The 18502-nt window shown below is 62.1% G+C and carries 17 protein-coding genes; 3 read left to right on the forward strand and 14 right to left on the reverse strand.

The genetic code is table 11. The features are described from left to right. The 13 genes from GEV01_RS10965 to GEV01_RS11025 form a co-directional block, all read right to left on the reverse strand. Window positions 1-366 carry a DMT family transporter gene (locus GEV01_RS10965; protein ID WP_152804247.1) on the reverse strand — a complete coding sequence of 122 codons (366 nt, stop codon included), beginning with the start codon at window positions 364-366 and terminating at the stop codon, window positions 1-3. Next, window positions 363-1838, reverse strand: a complete 1476-nt coding sequence (locus GEV01_RS10970; protein WP_152804249.1) for a UbiA family prenyltransferase — start codon at window positions 1836-1838, stop codon at window positions 363-365. Before GEV01_RS10970 ends, GEV01_RS10965 begins: the two co-directional genes overlap by 4 nt. A gap of 145 nt (window positions 1839-1983) precedes the next feature. After that, window positions 1984-2487: a hypothetical protein gene (locus GEV01_RS10975; RefSeq protein WP_235914329.1), complete on the reverse strand. Its 504-nt coding sequence runs from the start codon at window positions 2485-2487 to the stop codon at window positions 1984-1986. Further along, window positions 2448-2831, reverse strand: coding sequence for a hypothetical protein (locus GEV01_RS10980; protein ID WP_152804251.1), 384 nt, complete (start codon window positions 2829-2831; stop codon window positions 2448-2450). The genes GEV01_RS10975 and GEV01_RS10980 overlap by 40 nt, the downstream gene beginning before the upstream one ends. Before the next feature lie 81 nt (window positions 2832-2912). Beyond that, window positions 2913-4790: a hypothetical protein gene (locus GEV01_RS10985; RefSeq protein WP_152804253.1), complete on the reverse strand. Its 1878-nt coding sequence runs from the start codon at window positions 4788-4790 to the stop codon at window positions 2913-2915. Window positions 4791-4870: 80 nt separating this feature from the next. Further along, window positions 4871-7087, reverse strand: coding sequence for a sodium-translocating pyrophosphatase (locus GEV01_RS10990; protein ID WP_152804255.1), 2217 nt, complete (start codon window positions 7085-7087; stop codon window positions 4871-4873). Window positions 7088-7267: 180 nt separating this feature from the next. Then, complete coding sequence (adk, locus tag GEV01_RS10995; protein ID WP_008446350.1) at window positions 7268-7924, reverse strand: adenylate kinase; 657 nt, start codon at window positions 7922-7924, stop codon at window positions 7268-7270. A gap of 216 nt (window positions 7925-8140) precedes the next feature. Then, a complete protein-coding gene (gene kdsB, locus GEV01_RS11000; RefSeq protein WP_328595488.1) occupies window positions 8141-8887 on the reverse strand; it encodes a 3-deoxy-manno-octulosonate cytidylyltransferase in 747 nt (248 codons plus the stop codon). A gap of 3 nt (window positions 8888-8890) precedes the next feature. Further along, entirely contained in the window at window positions 8891-9067 is a 177-nt protein-coding gene (locus GEV01_RS11005; protein WP_008446346.1) for a Trm112 family protein, read from the reverse strand. Continuing rightward, window positions 9048-10130: a tetraacyldisaccharide 4'-kinase gene (lpxK, locus tag GEV01_RS11010; RefSeq protein ID WP_152804259.1), complete on the reverse strand. Its 1083-nt coding sequence runs from the start codon at window positions 10128-10130 to the stop codon at window positions 9048-9050. Before lpxK ends, GEV01_RS11005 begins: the two co-directional genes overlap by 20 nt. 87 nt (window positions 10131-10217) lie before the next feature. Beyond that, the gene (locus tag GEV01_RS11015) at window positions 10218-10652 is read right to left on the reverse strand and encodes an ExbD/TolR family protein (protein WP_152804262.1); all 435 of its coding nucleotides are present in this window, start codon (window positions 10650-10652) and stop codon (window positions 10218-10220) included. 9 nt (window positions 10653-10661) lie between these two features. After that, entirely contained in the window at window positions 10662-11267 is a 606-nt protein-coding gene (locus GEV01_RS11020; RefSeq protein ID WP_008446341.1) for a MotA/TolQ/ExbB proton channel family protein, read from the reverse strand. A 334-nt stretch (window positions 11268-11601) separates the two neighbouring features. Continuing rightward, window positions 11602-12003: a hypothetical protein gene (locus GEV01_RS11025; protein ID WP_152804264.1), complete on the reverse strand. Its 402-nt coding sequence runs from the start codon at window positions 12001-12003 to the stop codon at window positions 11602-11604. 624 nt (window positions 12004-12627) lie between these two features. Between GEV01_RS11025 and xseA the strand changes: the two genes are divergently transcribed. The 3 genes from xseA to GEV01_RS11040 all read left to right on the forward strand — a co-directional run bounded on the left by xseA (window position 12628) and on the right by GEV01_RS11040 (window position 16257). Then, window positions 12628-13989, forward strand: a complete 1362-nt coding sequence (xseA, locus tag GEV01_RS11030) for an exodeoxyribonuclease VII large subunit (protein WP_152804266.1) — start codon at window positions 12628-12630, stop codon at window positions 13987-13989. A gap of 67 nt (window positions 13990-14056) precedes the next feature. After that, window positions 14057-15694 carry a hypothetical protein gene (locus tag GEV01_RS11035; RefSeq protein ID WP_152804268.1) on the forward strand — a complete coding sequence of 546 codons (1638 nt, stop codon included), beginning with the start codon at window positions 14057-14059 and terminating at the stop codon, window positions 15692-15694. Continuing rightward, entirely contained in the window at window positions 15691-16257 is a 567-nt protein-coding gene (locus tag GEV01_RS11040; RefSeq protein ID WP_152804270.1) for a CPBP family intramembrane glutamic endopeptidase, read from the forward strand. Before GEV01_RS11035 ends, GEV01_RS11040 begins: the two co-directional genes overlap by 4 nt. Here the strand turns inward: GEV01_RS11040 and GEV01_RS11045 are convergent. Next, window positions 16254-18500 carry a beta-glucosidase family protein gene (locus GEV01_RS11045; RefSeq protein WP_152804272.1) on the reverse strand — a complete coding sequence of 749 codons (2247 nt, stop codon included), beginning with the start codon at window positions 18498-18500 and terminating at the stop codon, window positions 16254-16256. The genes GEV01_RS11040 and GEV01_RS11045 overlap by 4 nt on opposite strands. Between the last annotated feature and the right edge of the window lie 2 nt (window positions 18501-18502).

An 18502-nucleotide genomic window follows, 5' to 3' on the forward strand; every position in this document is an offset into this window, starting at 1 on the left:
CTAGCTCTTGCTGACTAAAAAAACCCCGGCACAAATCAGCGCAACCCCGGCGGTGCGCAGCATCGTCACCTGCTCCCCTGCCAGCAAGCCGACGACGACCGTGAGTCCGAAGCCCAATCCAACCAAGGGATAGGCCTTGCTGATATCCCACTTGGATAACACCTCAAGCCAGACCATGGCGCCAAGCCCATACAGGAAGAAGCCGCCCAGCACGAAGCTGTTTGAAAACACCGTGACGATGGTACGCAGCGCCAGTGGCTGTGCCATGACCTCCCTCACCTCCGCGCTGGACATGCCCGCCTTCAAGGCAAACTGTGCGGCGACAGAGAACGCGATGCTCACGATGGCAGTCAGAAGAGTATTCATAACACTCCATCCAACACGAGAAAGTGCGCGACGATCATCGTGATGCCCATGACGATGACGGTGTTCCGGCTGCCACGGTCTTTGATGGCATAGATCACGGGATCGTCGTGCATCTCCCCGCGCGAGGTCTTGATCCAAAGCCGGGCCAGCCAGTAAATCAACCCGACGGCCACGAGCCACAACAAGTTGGGTGTCGCGTAGCGGGATTGGGTGTCGGGAGCATTGATGAACAACCCGAAGACCACGACTGCGGACATGGCGGACGCTACGCCCAGCGGCCACAACACCGCCAAGTCCGTCACCCGGTAATCGCGGCCGCGTGCGGCGGCCTTGCCGTTCTGTTCAAGTGAGATCAATTCGGAGCAGCGCTTCACCAATGCCAGGCTCAAGAACATGAACACCGAAAAGGCCAACAGCCAGGCGCTGGTGACAACGGCGATGGCCACAGAGCCGGCAAGGATGCGCAAGGTGTAGAGGAGCGACAGCATGATCACGTCTATCAGCACGTATTCCTTGAACATCCAGCTGTAGGTGCTGGTAAGGACCACGTACAAGAGCAGCATGAGAGAGAACGCCTGGGACACGACCAGCGCCAGCATGAATGCCAGCACCAGCAAGGCCCCTGCGACGGCAAGCCCCGTAAGAATCGGTATCTTGGCGCTAGCGAAGGGGCGGTGTTTTTTTCGGGGATGAGCGCGGTCGCTTTCCAAGTCCCACAGATCGTTGACCAGATAGGTTGCCGACGCGGCAAACGAGAAGGACAGGAAGGCCAGCGCTATCGTCGCAAGCTTCCCAAGATCCATGAACGAAAAGGCGGTCAGCAGGGGCACGAACAACAGCAGGTTTTTCAGCCACTGGTGTACGCGCAATGCCCTCGCCCACGTGGACAGGCGTATCGATTCTTTCGGAAACTCTTGCTCGATTGTGCTGCGTTGTCGGACGGATTTCGCCAGGCCGGCAGAGACTCCCACCAAAATGGCTGCTTGCGCCGCGTTCCAAATGGGGATGTCCGCGCGACTGTCACCGGCGTACACAAACTCTGTTCCAACCTTTTCCTGTATCGCCTCCAGCTTGGCCCTGCCCTTGAGATTGCGGCCTGTGTCAGAAGCAAGCACATCGTCGAACAAGGCGAGATGGTCGGAGACGCGTTGGGCGATGGATTGATGCGCTGCCGTGGCGAGGACGATCCGGCGTCCCTTGCTTTTTTCATCGTGAAGATAGGCCAGCAGCGCCTCGTGGTATGGTAAGCGGGCTGCGGAGAACGTTGTACGGGAGCAGACCGTTTCCTTGAAAGCTGCACGCCCCTTCAGGAACCAGAAAGGCAGGCGCAGCAAGTTGAACGGCGACTGCTTGACGAGCTGGATGAGCAACTCAAGCAGCGTATCGGTTGGCGTCAATGTCCCATCGAGATCGACAACCACGGGCCAACCGGCCGCCGGATCATCTTGCACGTCGCTCAAGTGGATGTTCATCAGATGGTTTGATCGAAAAGGACGGGGCAACCCGATTACTATGGCATCGGCGGAGCCCGCCGCCTAGGGGGCGGATATCGATTCGATCAAACAAAGGCTGCAATTTCCCTGGAGCCCGAACGCACCGGGGAGCTCCGTCAGCGCCTCAGCATTGCATCAACGCGCCGTTGCGGTGGCAGAGCTTGCCCGACGGTGAGACGACGGTGCCAGGGCCGGCGTTGTTGATGTGGGCGCCGTTGGCGTCGTAGCAGCCGGTGGGGCCGCAGCCACTCAGCATTTGCGGGGCATTGGGCGGGTTGAGCAAGGTTTGCATCGATGGAGTCGGCGGCGCGGACGGCATCGCCACTTGCGGCGCCTGCTTGACGATGGGCATGCGCTGTATCGTCAACGGCACCGGTCGACGCGGCATCGGTACGCGCGCCGGCGCGGTGCGGCAGGGTTCAACGGCCAGGCGCTTGCCGTCCGCACTGAGCGTGCAGACCGGTAGCCGGGCGTAATCCCGCAGCTCGGCGGAGGTGACGTCCCGGCTAATGCCCGGAACGGCCACGGGCGACTGGGCAGTCGCCTGCGCTGCAACCAGCGCAGCCAGGAACAGCGCGGTGCGCGGCGTCATGGCGACGGCGCCACGGTCGCCGTCAGCACGCGCCATGGCACCAGGCAAGCGCCAACGTTCGGGAAGTAGCCGCGCGGGTTGCCGCAGTAGTACAGCCTTCTGGGCAACGACGGCTCGTCGGCAGGCGGCAGGTACAGCGGAGCGCCGACATAGTAGCCGGGCGGATAGTAGTAGCGGTCGTAGTAGGGATCGAAGTAGCCGTAGCGCGGCCAATACAACGGTGCGCCGACAATGATGCCGCCACGGACATAGCCATGACCATGTCCGTGATGGTAGCCGTGGCCGCCTCCTCCATGGCCGCGCCCTTGCGTCCAGGCATCGGGACTGGCCAGTGCTCCCAACAGGAAGGCCAGCGTCAGCGCCGGTTTCAACATATTCATGGCATCACCTCGCGTAGTGCTACACCTTTCATTAATAGCAGGTGTAGCACCGGAGGGAAGCGAATGAAACAATTCGTAACCTTAGTCAGGCAAGCGGATACGGAAATATATCAGTTTCATTTGGCCCTTGTTTTCATCTCCAAAGCACTTGGCCACTTTGTAACCCGGCCTTGCCTGCATCTGTCCATTGACCACCACCGGAGCATCGAATTCGGTCGCGCAGGCATTCAGGTAGCCATCGACCGAGCCGCTGCGCGCGGTTCCGCCGCGCGGGCTTGCCAGGTACAACGCCCGCGAAGTGGCGGCGGCGTAGGCCATCTGCTGCCAGCCCCGGTCGAACGGCGCAAAACTGTTGGTCAAATCGGCGGCCAGAGTGAGGGAGAAAGCGGGCGCACCAGCGGCATCGGTGCCCTCGTTCAGCTGAAAGACCTTCAGAACCGTTGAATTGAACACCCAGCTCCAGATCAGGTAGAGATTTTTGTGGGCATCTTCCACGATGTGCCCGCTTCCGGTAGTCAGTCCCTTCAGCGTTCCTTGGTAGATGCCACGTCCCGTCACAGGATCGGTAACCGACAAATCGTAGCTGTTCCCTATCCAAGGCGAATTGCCGTCCGTCGTATGTTTCAACGCAATGGAAAACGCCCGTCCCTTGGTGTCCACGTAGGCGTCTATTTGCTGCAACTCCGGCGCCACCGTCGCCGTTGGCTTGTCGTTTACGCCGAGCGGCTCCATTACCTCCCATGTGCGCCCGCTGGGGAAGACAAATCCCTTCACGCCATTGAACACATAGCTATTGCCAGTGTAACGGGGGTACCCGGCAATCTCCTTCGTCAGGTCCAGCTGCGACGAGGTGAAAAACAGCGAATTCGCCACGCCAGGGAAAATATAGTCATACACCGACCGATCACGGATGTATTGGGAATCAAACGTTCCCTCCGCAAAGGTCGGCTCCCCCTGCGTCTCCTTCGTACAGTTGTATTGGGTATAGGTATCGCCGGTGTCTCGTCCCTCCGACGACGCCTTCAAGCATATTTGTCCATTTTCCCCTATGCCGGCGTTGCCGTAGTGCCGTTGGCTGCGCGTCAGCTGGCTCCAGCCGCCGGGGATCGCCTGCATCGTGAAAGACGGCTCCACCCCGATCGCAGGTTTTCCGTCAGGATGGGCAATGACATATACCTTGCCGGTTATCGGCGACAGTAACAAGTGCGCTTCATCCAGGCTCGGGCCCGATGCCACCGCCTCCCATGTGCCGGATGCCTGCGTCCGTTTCCGCAACTGCCAGCCTTCCTGCACGCCGCCCTCACCTGTCAGCACCAGGTTCAGCATGTACACGGTACCGTCCGCGGTGGTGACGACACGCGACATATGGCCGCCCCAGTCATTGTTGGGCGACCAGGCGTGGTCGCCTTGCGCACCTTGCTGCAGGCCATCCGACGTGACCAGCTCGAATCGTTCCAGCGTCGGCACCGTCACGCGGGAATAGACATACGGCAGCTTGTCGGAGCTTCGGGACGTGGAGGCGTCCTGGATGTCGAACACCAGGTTGTCCGCCTGGCCGGCTGACACGTCCGCGCCGATGCTGCTGCGCTTGACCATTAACTTGGCCTTGCCGTTGCCCACCCAATAGCCGGCGATGCGGCCGTTGTTGGTATCGTCAACCTGCCACTTCCAGTCGCTCTTGCCTGAGCCTGAATACTTAAACAGCACGCCATTTTCAATCATGAATTCCGCGCCGATGTCGCCCTTCGCGTAGCCGCTGGCGGCATTCGTGTCGGTGTCGATAAACACCCGGACAAAGTTGGGCGTGCCGGTGTAGTCGAACTCGTAGTACACATAGGTGCCGTCATTGCTCGTTTTCGTATTGGAGATGGACAGTCCCGTATCGGCGCTGGCGGCGCCGGCGGTCAACAGCAGGGACGACAGCAGGACAGCCTGACGCGCAGACAGCATTTTCTTCATGGGGGTGGTCTCGGGAAAATAAAAAAAGAAAGGCCCAAGGCAGACGACGCATCGTCTTGCCTTGGGCGCAATAGTATCTTTTATTTAACTTGAGGGGAAGCGGAATCCGGTGCGGAGGCAGGCGCTGGGGCCATGGTCGAATCCACCGGCGGAGGCGGCGCCACGGCTGGCGCCATCATCATCGCCGGCGGCGCCATCGTCGAGGTCGCGGGCGCGGCCAGCGGCGCCGGCACGGCGACGCTCACCGCCAGCCAGCCCGACGCAGGCAGCAGCGGCACCAGCAGCAAGGCCACGATGTTGATGATCTTGATCAGCGGGTTGACCGCCGGACCCGCCGTATCCTTGTACGGATCGCCCACGGTGTCGCCGGTGACGGCCGCCTTGTGCGCATCCGAACCCTTGCCGCCGAAGTGGCCGTCTTCGATGTATTTCTTGGCGTTGTCCCAGGCGCCGCCGCCGGTGGTCATCGAGATCGCCACGAACAGGCCGGTGACGATGGTCCCCATCAGCATGCCGCCCAGCGCGGCCGCCCCCAGCAGCATGCCGACCACAATCGGCACCACCACCGGCAGCAGCGAAGGAATGATCATTTCCTTGATCGCCGACGCGGTCAGCATGTCCACCGCCTTGTCGTACTCCGGCTTGCCGGTGCCATCCATGATGCCCTTGATGTCGCGGAACTGGCGGCGCACTTCCACCACCACGGCGCCGGCGGCGCGGCCCACGGCCTCCATCGCCATCGCACCGAACAGGTAGGGTATCAGGCCGCCGATGATCAGGCCGACGATCACCATCGGATTCGACAGGTCGAAGGTGATGCTCTTGCCGGTCGATTCCAGCGCGTGCGTGTAGTCGGCGAACAGCACCAGCGCAGCCAGGCCGGCCGAACCGATCGCATAGCCCTTGGTGACGGCCTTGGTGGTGTTGCCCACCGCGTCCAGCGGATCGGTAATCGCGCGCACCGATTCCGGCATGCCCGACATCTCGGCGATGCCGCCGGCGTTGTCGGTGATCGGACCGTAGGCGTCCAGCGCCACGACGATGCCGGCCATCGACAGCATCGCGGTGGCCGCGATCGCCACGCCATACAACTGGCCCAGCTGGTACGACACCAGGATCGCCGCGCACACCGCCAGCACCGGATAGGCGGTGGACTTCATCGACACGCCCAGGCCGGCGATGATGTTGGTGCCGTGGCCGGTGGTCGACGCTTCGGCGATATGCTTGACCGGCGCAAAATCGGTGCCGGTGTAGTACTCGGTGATGTAGACCATCAGCCCGGTCAGCACGATGCCGACCACGGTGCAGCCCATCATCTTCATGCGCATGGCTTCATCGGGCCAGATCTGCCACGTCACCACGGCGAAGCCGATCAGCGACAGGCCGGCCGCCCACCACAGGCCGGTGTACAGCGCCGACATGATCTTCTTGCCCGGCTTGGCCTTGACCATCGAGCAGCCGATGATGGAGGCGATGATGGACACCGCGCCCAGCAGCAGCGGATAAATGATGGCCGACGTCGGCGCGGAAGTAATCAGCAAGGCGCCCAGCAGCATGGTGGCGATCAGCGTCACCACATAAGTTTCGAACAGGTCGGCCGCCATGCCGGCGCAATCGCCGACGTTGTCGCCGACGTTATCGGCGATCACCGCCGGGTTGCGCGGGTCGTCCTCGGGGATGCCCGCCTCCACCTTGCCCACCAGGTCGGCGCCGACGTCCGCGCCCTTGGTGAAGATGCCCCCGCCCAGACGGGCGAAGATCGAAATCAGCGACGCGCCGAAGGCCAGGCCGATCAGCGGCTTGATCACATCGTGCGGATTGAGCGGCGGATTCGGCGCACCCGGCGCCACGCCGACCAGGAACAGATAGAACAGCACCACGCCCAGCAGGCCCAGGCCGACCACCAGCATGCCGGTGATCGCGCCGCCCTTGAACGCGACGTCGAGCGCCTCGTTCATGCCCTTGGTGGCCGCCTGCGCGGTGCGCACATTGGCGCGCACGGAGACGTTCATGCCGATGAAGCCGCAGGCGCCGGACAGCACCGCGCCGATCAGGAAGCCGATCGCGGTGTGCATATCGAGTAAGACAGCGATGAGGATGAGCAGCACCACGCCGACGATGCCGATGGTGCGATACTGGCGGGCCAGGTAAGCGGCGGCGCCCTGCTGGATGGCCAGTGCGATTTCCTGCATGCGGGCGTTGCCCGCGTCCTGTCGCAAAATCCAGCTACGAGACCATAAACCGTAAATCACGGCGATAACGCCGCACGCAACTGCAAACCAAAGACTAGCTGCCATAGTGTCCCCTTATTTTTATTGATCGAGCCTACAAACCCACACTTCAGAAAACCAACGCCCGCCGGGTAGGCAAGCGCAGCCAACTAAACCTGCGAACTGCAACACTTCATAAAACGGGATGGCATCCAGCCGATTTTAGGCGCAAAAAAAGCGGACACTCGGTCCGCTCTACTTTAACGCTTATTTCGCCAGCGCGGCAAATGCGCTGTCGCGAATTTGCTCGACGGGGCCGACGCCTTCGATGCGGCGGTATTTCGGCGCACCAGGCTGGCCCGATTGTGCCCAGGTATTGTAGTAACCCAGCAGCACTTCGGTCTGGTTGTGATAAACGTCCAGGCGCTTCTTGACGGTCGCTGCCTTGTCGTCGTCACGCTGCACCAGGTCTTCGCCGGTGACATCGTCCTTGCCTTCGACTTTAGGCGGATTGAATTTGACGTGGTACACGCGGCCCGAACCCGGGTGGCAACGACGGCCATCCATGCGTTCGATGATCGATTCGTCCGGCACGGCGATTTCCAGCACGTAGTCGACCTTGACGCCGCTGTCCTTCATCGCGTCGGCCTGGGCCACGGTGCGTGGGAAGCCGTCGAACAGGTAGCCGTTGGCGCAATCCGGCTGGGTCAGACGGTCCTTGACCAGACCGATGATGATGTCATCCGATACCAAACCACCCTCATCCATCACCTTCTTGGCGGCCAGGCCTAATTCCGAACCCGCCTTGATCGCAGCACGCAGCATGTCGCCGGTGGAGATTTGCGGGATGTTATATTTTTCTTTGATGAAATTAGCCTGGGTGCCCTTGCCTGCACCTGGTGCTCCTAAAAGAATAAGACGCATGAAAAATTCCTAAAACAGATATGGATGTGGGTTAGTTGGTATTGGATCGTACGAAACTTACCACAAAACTTCGTCTCAACGCCAATTTGTGACGGTTTGAACCGTTCTTAGCTGGCGAAACCGGGGTACGGCCCGATATTCCGTATGAATATCGCACCGTTGTCTTCGTTATATCAGTTGTAACTGACTGCTGGCTGACGCATCCTTTGACACAAATCAATAGAACTGCCGAACGCGGGCCAAGTCTTCCGGCGTATCCACCCCGGCCGCCGGGGCCGAGTCGGTCACATGGACCGCGATGGGATAGCCGTGCCACAGCACGCGCAGCTGTTCCAGTGCTTCGATGGCTTCCAGCGGCGACACTTCCAGCGCCGGGTAGGCTTGCAGGAAGTCGTTGCGGTAGGCGTACAGTCCGATGTGACGGAGCGGCACGTAAGCGGCGGGCAGTACTTCTTTGGACTGCGCAAAGGCGTCGCGATGCCAGGGTATGGTCGCGCGCGAAAAATAGAGGGCCCGGCCGGTCTTGTCCAACACCACCTTGACCACGTTCGGGTTGAAGGCGTCGGCGGCGTCGTGCAGCGGGTGGGCGCAGGTGGACATCGGCACTTCGGCGCTGATGCGCGAGGCGGCCGCCTGCAGCAGTTCCGGGTCGATCAGCGGCTCGTCGCCCTGCAGATTGACGACGACGGCGTCGGCCGGCAAGTTCAGCGCGCGCGCCACTTCGGCGATGCGGTCGGTGCCGGACGGATGGTCGGCGCGGGTCATGCACACTTCCACGCCGTGCTGCTCGCAAGCGGCGCGGATGTCTTCATGGTCGGTGGCGACGATGACGCGGGCGGCGCCGGCCAGCTGCGCGCGCTCCGCCACGCGCACCACCATGGGCTTGCCGCCCAGGTCGGCCAGGGGCTTGTTCGGCAGCCGGGTCGAGGCCAGGCGGGCCGGAATGATGGCGATGAAGGACACTGCTTATTCCGCCTTGTCCTGCAGCGTGCGCGCTTCGTCGGCCCACATGATGGGGATGCCGTCGCGGATAGGATAGGCCAGGCGATCGCCCTTGCAAATCATTTCCTGGGCTTTCTTATCGTACTCCAGGGGGCCTTTGCAGACCGGGCATACCAGGATATCAAGCAAACGAGCGTCCACGACATTTCTCCACAATTTGGTCGGCCAGCGCGCCATCGATGCGCGCCGTCACCGGGACGACCCATAGTCGCGGGTCGCCTCTGAGTTCTTCAATTTGCGCACATTTTACTGCATCCTTCTCGGTCATCAAGATCAGGTCTGCATCGAGCGCGGCAAACGGGCGGTCCTGGAAGTCGTGATGGTCGGGCAAAGGCAGCTCGGCGATAGCCAGGCCGGCGGCCTTCAGCATGCCGAAAAAGCGCGACGGGTTGCCGATGCCGGCCGCAGCGGCCAGGCGCAGGTCGGTGCCGGCCAGGCTGGCGAGCGAGCGGCGCTGCGAGCGGTCGATCAGTTGTTCGGCGTATTGGCCTTCGAGCGTCATCTGGATAGCCCGGCCGCCGACGTTGCGCACCAGTTCCTCGGTCAACAGCGGCGCGTTGATGACGGTGAAATCGCGCCGGCGCGAGACTGGCTCCCGCAACGGGCCGGCCGGCAGCAGCCAGCCGTTGCCGGCGCCACGGCCGTCGAACAGGATGATTTCCACGTCGCGCTGCAAGGCGTAGTGCTGAAGGCCGTCGTCGGTGAGCAGGATGTCCACCTCGGGATGGGCGGCCAGCAGCGCGCGGCCGGTGACTGCACGGTCGCGCCCCACCATCACCGGACAGCCGGTGCGCTGCTTGATTAACAGCGGTTCGTCGCCGACCTGCTCCGGCGTGGAGGCGGCAACCACCTCGCGGCCGTGCACGCCGTCGCTGCCGTGGCCACGCGAGATCACGCCCGGCGTCATGCCGGCCTCCTGCAGTGCCTGCACCAGCCAGATGGTCAGCGGCGTCTTGCCGGTACCGCCGATGTAGATATTGCCCACCACGACCACCGGCACCGGCAGCCGCGAGGACTTGAGCACGCCGGCACGGAACAGCGCCGCCCGCAGGCCGCTGAGCGCGCGGAACAGCAGCGATACCGGCCACAAGGCGCAGACAAGCGGCCCGCGCCGCAGCCAGTTACGCGTCAGCGTGGTTTCCAGCGCCGACGATTTGGAGGGAGATTGATTTGGCAATTCAGAACCTTGATCAACCGCCGTCATTCCCGCGAAAGCGGGAATCCATGCTGAACGTCCTGAGCCAGCGTTCTATGGATTCCCGCGTGTGCGGGAATGACGAGCGGTCACATATTATTTTGCGCCACTGGTCTGCGCGGCGAAGGTCAGCTTGTCGTAGCCGGCGATGCGCGCCGCTTCCATCACGTTGATCACCATCTGGTGCATCGCGAACTGGTCGGCGTTGACGATCACCACCGGCGACTTGCCGGCCATGCCGCCCTTGTCGGCCGCAGCCTTCATGGCCTGCGCAAAACCGGCGACATCATGGAACGACACCGGCTCGCCATTGACCGTGTAGTTGCCCTTGGCGTCGACCGTCACGTTCAGCTCGAACGGCTTGTCGGCCGCCTTCTGCGCGTCGGCGGTCGGCAGCGTGATCTGCAGCTCGGTGAACTTGCTGTAAGTGGTCGTCACCATCAGGAAGATCAGGATCACCAGCAGCACGTCGATGAACGGGATCAGGTTGATGTGCGGATCTTCGCGGCTTTGTCCCTTGCGGAAATTCATGGCCCGTCCTTACTTGCGCTTGCAGTGGACCAGGTCGACAAACTTCACCGCCTGCTGCTCCATCTCGATGACGAAGCTGTTGACCAGTGCGCGGAAGTGGCGGTAGAACACCATGGTCGGCATGGCGATGGCGATACCGAAGCCGGTGTTGTACAGCGCCACCGAAATGCCATGCGCCAGCTGGGTAGGATTGGCGCCGGTGCCGGTCTGCGAACCGAAAATCTCGATCATGCCGACCACGGTGCCGAACAGGCCCATCAAGGTAGCCAGCTCGGCGATGGTGCCCAGCGTGGTCAGGAAGCGTTCCAGCATGTGGGCCACGCCACTGCCGGCCTCTTCGATGGATTCCTTCATCACTTCGCGCGGTGAATCGATGTTGCGCAGCGCGGCCGACAGCACCACGCCCAGCGGCGAACTCTTTTCCAGCTTGTCGATCACATCGGGCGTGATATTGCCGCTGCGGTAGACCTGCACCACTTCGTCCAGCAATTTTTTAGGCAGGATCTTGCTGCGGCGCAGATACAGCAAGCGCTCGATGATCAGCGCGGTCGCGACGATCGATGCAACCAGCAACAACCAGATAGGCCAACCGGCGGCTTGTAATATGGCGAGCAAAAGGAACTCCTGTCTAGATAAACACCCGAAGGCGCAATGTATCTTGTTGGGCCGTCCACGGCAAGTGGTGGATGGCAGCCGGAGCGCTGCCGCACAGCAGTCATCGTACGACCATGTGGAGTTCTGCACATTTTCTGTGGACAATTGTGTGCGCAATGCCCACCTAGCCCATTCAAGCCATTGATTTTAAAGAAGATAATTCCAAAGCTCAAAAATGACGCAGTTTGCACAGCCGGGCCCGCTTTTTGCCCAGCAAAAGTTGTGCCCAGTTATGCCCATATTCTGTTGATAAGATTGTGAGCAAGGCATACGATGACCATCCAAGTCCTTGATTTCAATCGATATTGTTTCCGTGCGTAAAAATCTGGCATATGACCTGATCCACGCCACAAGCCTTGCCTTTCCAATAATTTCGGCCACCAAAAGTGGCTAAGTCGCGGGCCATGTGGAGTTCTGCACAAAAAATGTGGATAAGATTGTTAGCAAGGAGCTCCACTGTATACAAAGTCATTGATTTATAAGGGTATTTTTTCCATGCGTAAAAAAAGCGCAGGGAAAAATCGCCAAAATCGCCCTCGCCCGGCACTGGTATGGGTGTGGACTTCTGCACACTTAATGTGGATAAGATTGTTAGCAACGCCTCCCACATAGTGAAAGATCGTTGATTTATAAGGGAATTTTTGCCGTGAGTAAAAACCGTGCAGACCAGCTCTTTTGACCGCTTTTCCCAGTGCAACCCGGGTTTTCCACCGCAACAGCCGAGTTCGCTACCGATAAGATCCGCCTATCGTGGAAAAGCAGGCACTTCTGCACATTTTGTGTGGATAAGATTGTTAGCAAGGCTGTCCGACGTTATCAAAGTCATTGATTTATATCGTTTTTATTGCCCTGCGCAAAAATGAAGCAAGCGGTTTTTTATCCCCAGCCCCGGCGGCCGAAGGTGCGGACGACCTCGATACCCTCATTCACGGCAAAGCGGCACCTGGGGGCAAGTCCAAAGTTTTGCACATCTTCTGTGGATAAAAGTGTGCGTAATACCCTAGATCAATACTTAAGTCATTGATTTGTCACAATATACTTTCTCTGCGTAAATTTTAAGCATGATAAAATCAACAAGAAGAAAATAGCTATCGCTCACAAAAGTTTCACACATCTTTTGTGGATAACTTTGTGCGTAACTGCCGGTGGCTAAGGCAAAGTACTTGATCCGTAAGGGTTTTTCCTCGCTGCACGCAAATACGGCAGAAATGTTTACCCTTTAAAATCATATACCTACCTATAATACTTACCGCTTTAGATGCTCTGTGACCGCTGTGTTACCAAAATCACAGAGTGTGGATAGTTTCCATTTTTGAAATTTATGAACTTCGACGACCACCACGAACCCGCCCCCGCCGCAGCCCCCGTCATCACCGTCAGCGCGCTCAACCAGGCGGTGGCGCGGCTGCTGGAGCGCAGCTTCCCGCTCACGTGGATCTCCGGCGAGATCTCCAACTTCACGCGGGCCAGCTCCGGCCACTGGTATTTCACGCTGAAGGACGACGCGGCCCAGGTGCGCGCGGTGATGTTCCGCGGCCGCGCCCAATACGCCGGCTTCGTGCCGCGCGAGGGCGACCGGGTCGAAGTGCGGGCGCTGGTGACGCTGTACAGTGCGCGCGGCGACTACCAGATCAATGTGGAGGCGATACGCCGGGCCGGCGTCGGCTCGCTGTTCGAAGCCTTCCAGCGCCTGAAAGAGAAGCTCGACGCGGCCGGCCTGTTCCACCCGGAGCGCAAGCGCGCCTTGCCGCTGTTCCCGCGCACCGTGGGCATCGTCACCAGCCCGCAGGCGGCGGCGCTGCGCGACGTGCTCACCGCGCTCAAACGCCGCGCGCCGCATGTGCACATCGTGCTGTACCCGACGCCGGTGCAGGGCCAGGGCGCGGGCGAGAAGATCGCCGCCGCCATCGACACCGCCTCGCTGCGCAACGACTGCGACGTGTTGATCGTCTGCCGGGGCGGCGGCAGCATCGAAGACCTGTGGTCGTTCAATGATGAAGACGTGGCCTACGCAGTGGCCAACTGCCGCATGCCGGTGATCTCCGGCGTCGGCCACGAGACCGACTTCACCATCTGCGACTTCGCCGCCGACCTGCGCGCCGCCACGCCGACCGCCGCCGCCGAACTGGCCGTCACGCCACGAGCGGACTGGATGGCCTCCCTGCGCGCCGACGTGATCGACCTGCGGCGCGCGATGCGGCGCAGCGCGGGCGAAGCATCCCAGACATTGGACAACTACACGCGCCGCCTGCTCAGCCCCGGCGCGCAGATCAAGCAGCAGCGCCTCAAGCTGCTGGCGCTATCGACAGCGATGACGCATGCGAACCGCGCCCCGCTGTCGCAGGCGCGCTTTCAATTGGACCGCTTGAGCGGCCGCCTCGGCGCGCGCAAGCCGGATGTGACGGCGGCGCGTTCCAGGCTGTCGGACTTCCAGCACCGCGCGACGATGAGCGTGTCCACGCAACTGGCGCAGCGGCGCGATGCGCTGGCGGCCCTGTCCTCGCAGCTGGAGCTGCTGAATCCCCAGCGCACGCTGGAACGCGGCTATGCCATCGTCACCGACGACCAGGGCGCCATCGTGCGCGCGCCGGCGCAGCTGAAGCCGCGCAGCACCCTGAACCTGCGACTGGCCGAAGGCAGCGCAACCGTCGGCGTGGAATCGGTGCAGCCAGCGTTGGACTGACACGACAACAGCTTGTGCGTCGTTTGCATTCGTGATATTTTTTGCAACCACCACAATCCCTGTTGATATGAAAAATTCGCTTCGCTGTCTGCAGCTGCTCGGCATCGCGCTGCTTCCATTCGCGGCGCACGCCGCCAACGTCGATGTCGACATCAAACTGGCCGACGCCAACTACCTCGAAATCAGCTTCGCGCTGCCAGAGCATTGCACCGCCCTCGCCTTCCTCAAGGACGGGCGCGGCGGCCAGGAGATCCGCGCCGCATGGCAGAAGCAAAACGATTGCGCCACTGCCGAAGGCGATCTGCTGAAAAGCGCCGGCGCCTGCACCGCGCGCTTCCGCGTGCCGGCGACGATGCAGAAGATCAGCGGCTATCCCGGCTCCTTCCCCGCCCCCGGCGGCATGTACGTCCACAGTTCCAACTACGCACTGGCCGACAGCTGCGGGCCGGTGCGCTACCGCTTCCAGGCCGCCGATATCGTCATGAACGGCCAGCGCTACCACGACACGGCCACGCCGCCCGCAGCCACAGGCGGCGATACGTCGGCGATGCTGATGCTGACGCCGCAGAACAGCGCCACACTGGATTACTTCGATCCGCGTCTGTCGGCGGCGACCGTCGCGCGGGTCAACGAAGTAGCAGACGGCACCATCGCCTTGCTGAGCAAGCAGCTGCCGCTGGCGGTCTTCACTCGCCCGGCGATTGCCGCCATCGGCGCCAGCGAACCAGGCGGCCCGAATGTCGGCGGCGACGCGAGCAACATCCTGCGCCTGACCTTTTTCAACTGGCCGCAGACGATGGGACCGGGAGAACAAGAGCTGTTGACGACGTTCGTCTCGCATGAATTCAGCCACCGCTTCCAGCTGCGCGACGCGGTCGACGTCTATCCCGATTCACGCCTGATCAACGAGGGCGGCGCCGAATTTCTGCGCTGGCTGACGTCGATCCAGAAGGGGTGGCTTAGCCGCCAGCGGGCGGCGGCGCAGCTGGACAAGGCGCTGGCCGAGTGCACGCTTTACACCGAAGGAAAGAGCTGGCGCGCGCTGACGCCGCGCGAGATCGGTGGCCAACGGCTCGAATATCTGTGCGGCCTGCCGACCTATGTCTACAGCCTGGCCGCGCGCCAGGGACGCGGCACCGCCATGGGCCGCTTCGACCGCTTCTACCATCAACTGCGCCAAGGCCAGGTGCCCGACTTCGCGCAGGCGCTGGAATGCGGCGACACAAAGGCCTGCACGCCGCAGGTGCTGCCGGCGCTGCTGTCTTCCGGCCCAACGATGGAACAGCAATGGAACGAGGTGCTGCGCAAGACTGGCCTGGCGACGCTGCGTCCACCCAGCCAGTCCTTGCGGGACCGGATGGTGCTGCGGGCCGTGGTCAAGCTGATGGTCGACGACTGCGCCGGCCGTAGCGGCACCACCGAGACGCCGGAAGGCATCATCCTCGACGGCATGAAGGTCTGTAAATCCATCCACAAGGACAGCTACGCGACCAGCATCGAAGGCCATCCGGTCTTCGGCGACGCCGCCACCGGGGCGGCGATGAAAGCCGCCTGCCTGGCGCGGCATGAGGTGACGCTTGGCCTGAAGGATGGCGGCAAACTTGTCATGCCCTGCCAGGAACCGTACGCGATGCGCGAAGCGTTCTACTCAGTCGACATCGAGAAAACGCTGGCACTGCTGTTGCGCGAACAAGGCACGCAATGAAGAAGATCGGCGTAGGCAGGCAGCTCGCAGTTTGCGCGGCGTTGTCGTGCCTGGCGCTGATCGTCATCTTCTTTCTGCATAAGCCGCCCTATGCCGCCTTGCTGCTGGCGGGCCTGCCGCTGCACTACCAGGTGGGCATAGGGCTGGGATTCGGCTGCTGTTATTGGGCCGCTTCGCAGATCGGCTACCGGTTCGCGGCCAATTCAGAGTCGGCGAAAAGCACCATGGAAAGCTACAGCCGGTTGAATCTCGACGGCTTGAATCCGCTCTGGATCTCGCTGGCGGCCGGCTTCGGCGAAGAGCTGCTGTTCCGCGGCGCGCTGCAACCGCTGATCGGCATCTGGATCACCTCAGCTCTTTTCGTGATCGCCCATACCAAGGCTTACCGTTTCAATGGGCTGAATAAACGCGTGGCCATTCAGGCTGCGGCCATCTTTACGGTCAGCGTCGCATTCGGCTTCGTCGCCGAATACGCCGGACTGATCGCGGCGATGCTGGTCCACGCATTGACGGATGTGGTCGGGCTATACACGATCAAAGCGGCCTCCCGGCGCGGCGCCTAAGGCTTCAACGTTTGCGCCTCCAGCGAGACGCTGAAGCTGGTGGCATCGGTATCCGCTGCGCTATGCGCCAGCATCACCTTGTAGCGGCCCTTGGCGACGCGCCAGTTGCGTGAGCGGCTGTCGTACATCGCCAGCAGACGCGGATCGACCGTCACGCTGACTTCACGGCTTTCGCCTGGCGCCAGTTCGACCTTGTCCCAACCGGCCAGGCGCTTGGGCGCTTCCCACTTCACGCCCTGCGGCGCCACATACAACTGCGGCACGTCCTTGCCCTTGACCGCGCCGGTGTTGGTGACTTTGAAGTGCAGTTGCAGCTTGCCGTCCTTCTGGCTCGCGGCAAGGCCCGAATACGCGAACTGCGTGTACGACAGGCCGTGACCGAATGGGAACAAGGGCTTCAGCCCCTTCAAGTCGAACCACTTGTAGCCGACCGCAGCCCCCTCGTGATAATCGACGGTGAAGCGCTTGCTCTCGTTCTTCGGATCGCCATCCAGCACCGGCCGTGGCAACTGCGATTCCGACATCGGGAAGGTTGCAGGCAAACGCCCGGACGGATTGACTTCGCCGAACAGCACGCGGGCGATGGCCTCGCCGCCGCTGCTGCCCGCATACCAGGCCTGCAGCACGGCGGCACTCTGCCCCAGCCACGGCATCAGCACCGGGCCGGAAGTCTCCAGTACCACCACCGTCCGTGGATTGGCTTTGGCGACGGCGGCGATCAATCCATCCTGATTGTCCGGCAGCGACAGCGAGACCGCATCGAGCGCCTCACCCACCCACTGCTGCGCGAACAGCAGCACCACGTCGGCATCGGCCGCCGCGCGGGCCGCAGCGGCGGCATCGCGGCCATCGTGATAGACCACGCTGGCGCCCGGCGCGCGCGCCTGGATCGCCTTCAGCGGCGACGACGCGTGATAGACCACGGGGCCAGGCCAGGTGGTCGGCGCGATACCCGTCACGGCGCTGCCGCCGACCGGATACACCACGGACGAACCGCCGCCGGCCAGCACACCCACATCCGCATGCGCGCCGATGACGACGATCTTCTTCACGCCGGCTTTCAGCGGCAGCACGCCGTCCGCGTTCTTCAGCAGCACCATGCCCTCCTCGGCATCGGTGCGGCTGACCAAGCCATGCGCCGCGTAGTCGATCGCGCCGCCCTCGGCCACCGGATGATCGACCACGCCTTTTTCAAACATCGTGCACAGGATGCGGAACACCATATCGTCCAGGCGCGCCTGCGGTACGTGGCCGTTGGCTACCGCCTCTTCCAGCGCGGGGCCGAAGTACTGGCTCTTGTCGAACTCCCAGGCCGACTCCTGATCCAGCCCGTTGTTGGCTGCAGCAACCGTACTGTGCACCGCGCCCCAGTCGGACATCACGTAACCCTTGTAGCCCCAGTCCTGCTTCAGCACCTGGTTGAGCAGGTAGCCGCTCTCACAGGCATAGGCGCCGTTCACGCGGTTGTAGGAGCACATGACGGAACCGGGATCGGCCTGCTCCAGCACCAACTGGAAGGCCAGCAAGTCGGACATGCGATTAGCGGCATCGTCGATGCGGCTGTCGAGCACAAAGCGGCCGGTCTCCTGGTTGTTGACGGCGAAGTGCTTCATCGTCGCAATCACATGGTTGGACTGGATGCCGCGCACCTGCTGCGCCACCATGACACCCGCCAGCAAAGGATCCTCGCCGGCGTACTCGAAATTGCGGCCGTTGCGCGGCTCGCGCAGCAGGTTCACGCCGCCGGCCAGCATGACGTTGAAGCCGGAAGCTCGCGCCTCGGCGCCTATCATCGCGCCGCCTCTGTAAGCCAGTTCGCGGTCCCAGGTGGCGGCGGTGGCCAGGCCTGACGGCAGCGAGGTGCGCTCGCGCGGCGTCTTGCCTGGCTGGCTGGCGACACCGAGACCGGCGTCGGTTTCGAACAGGGCCGGCAGCCCCAGTCGCGGCACGCCGGCGATATAGCCCGCCGATAAAGGCAGCGCGGCCGGGTTGCGTTTCTTGTCGCCGAAGTCGGAGCCGAACCAGCCCATCACCCAGCCGAGTTTTTCCTGCTGCGTCATGGCTTGCAACGCGAGGCGGGCGCGCTGGTCCGCGCTCAGCGAAGTATCCATCCACGGACGCGCGGACGCTTCCGCCGCATGGGCCGGCAAGGCGGAGGAAGCGATCAGTACGGTGGCGGCGGCCAGCGCCGCAGCCACCGCCAGCGCGATCGCCAACGGACGAAGAGTCGATGCAGAATTCAAAA

The organism is Rugamonas rivuli, from assembly GCF_009380165.1.
GTDB classification, from domain to species: Bacteria; Pseudomonadota; Gammaproteobacteria; order Burkholderiales; family Burkholderiaceae_D; genus Rugamonas; species Rugamonas rivuli.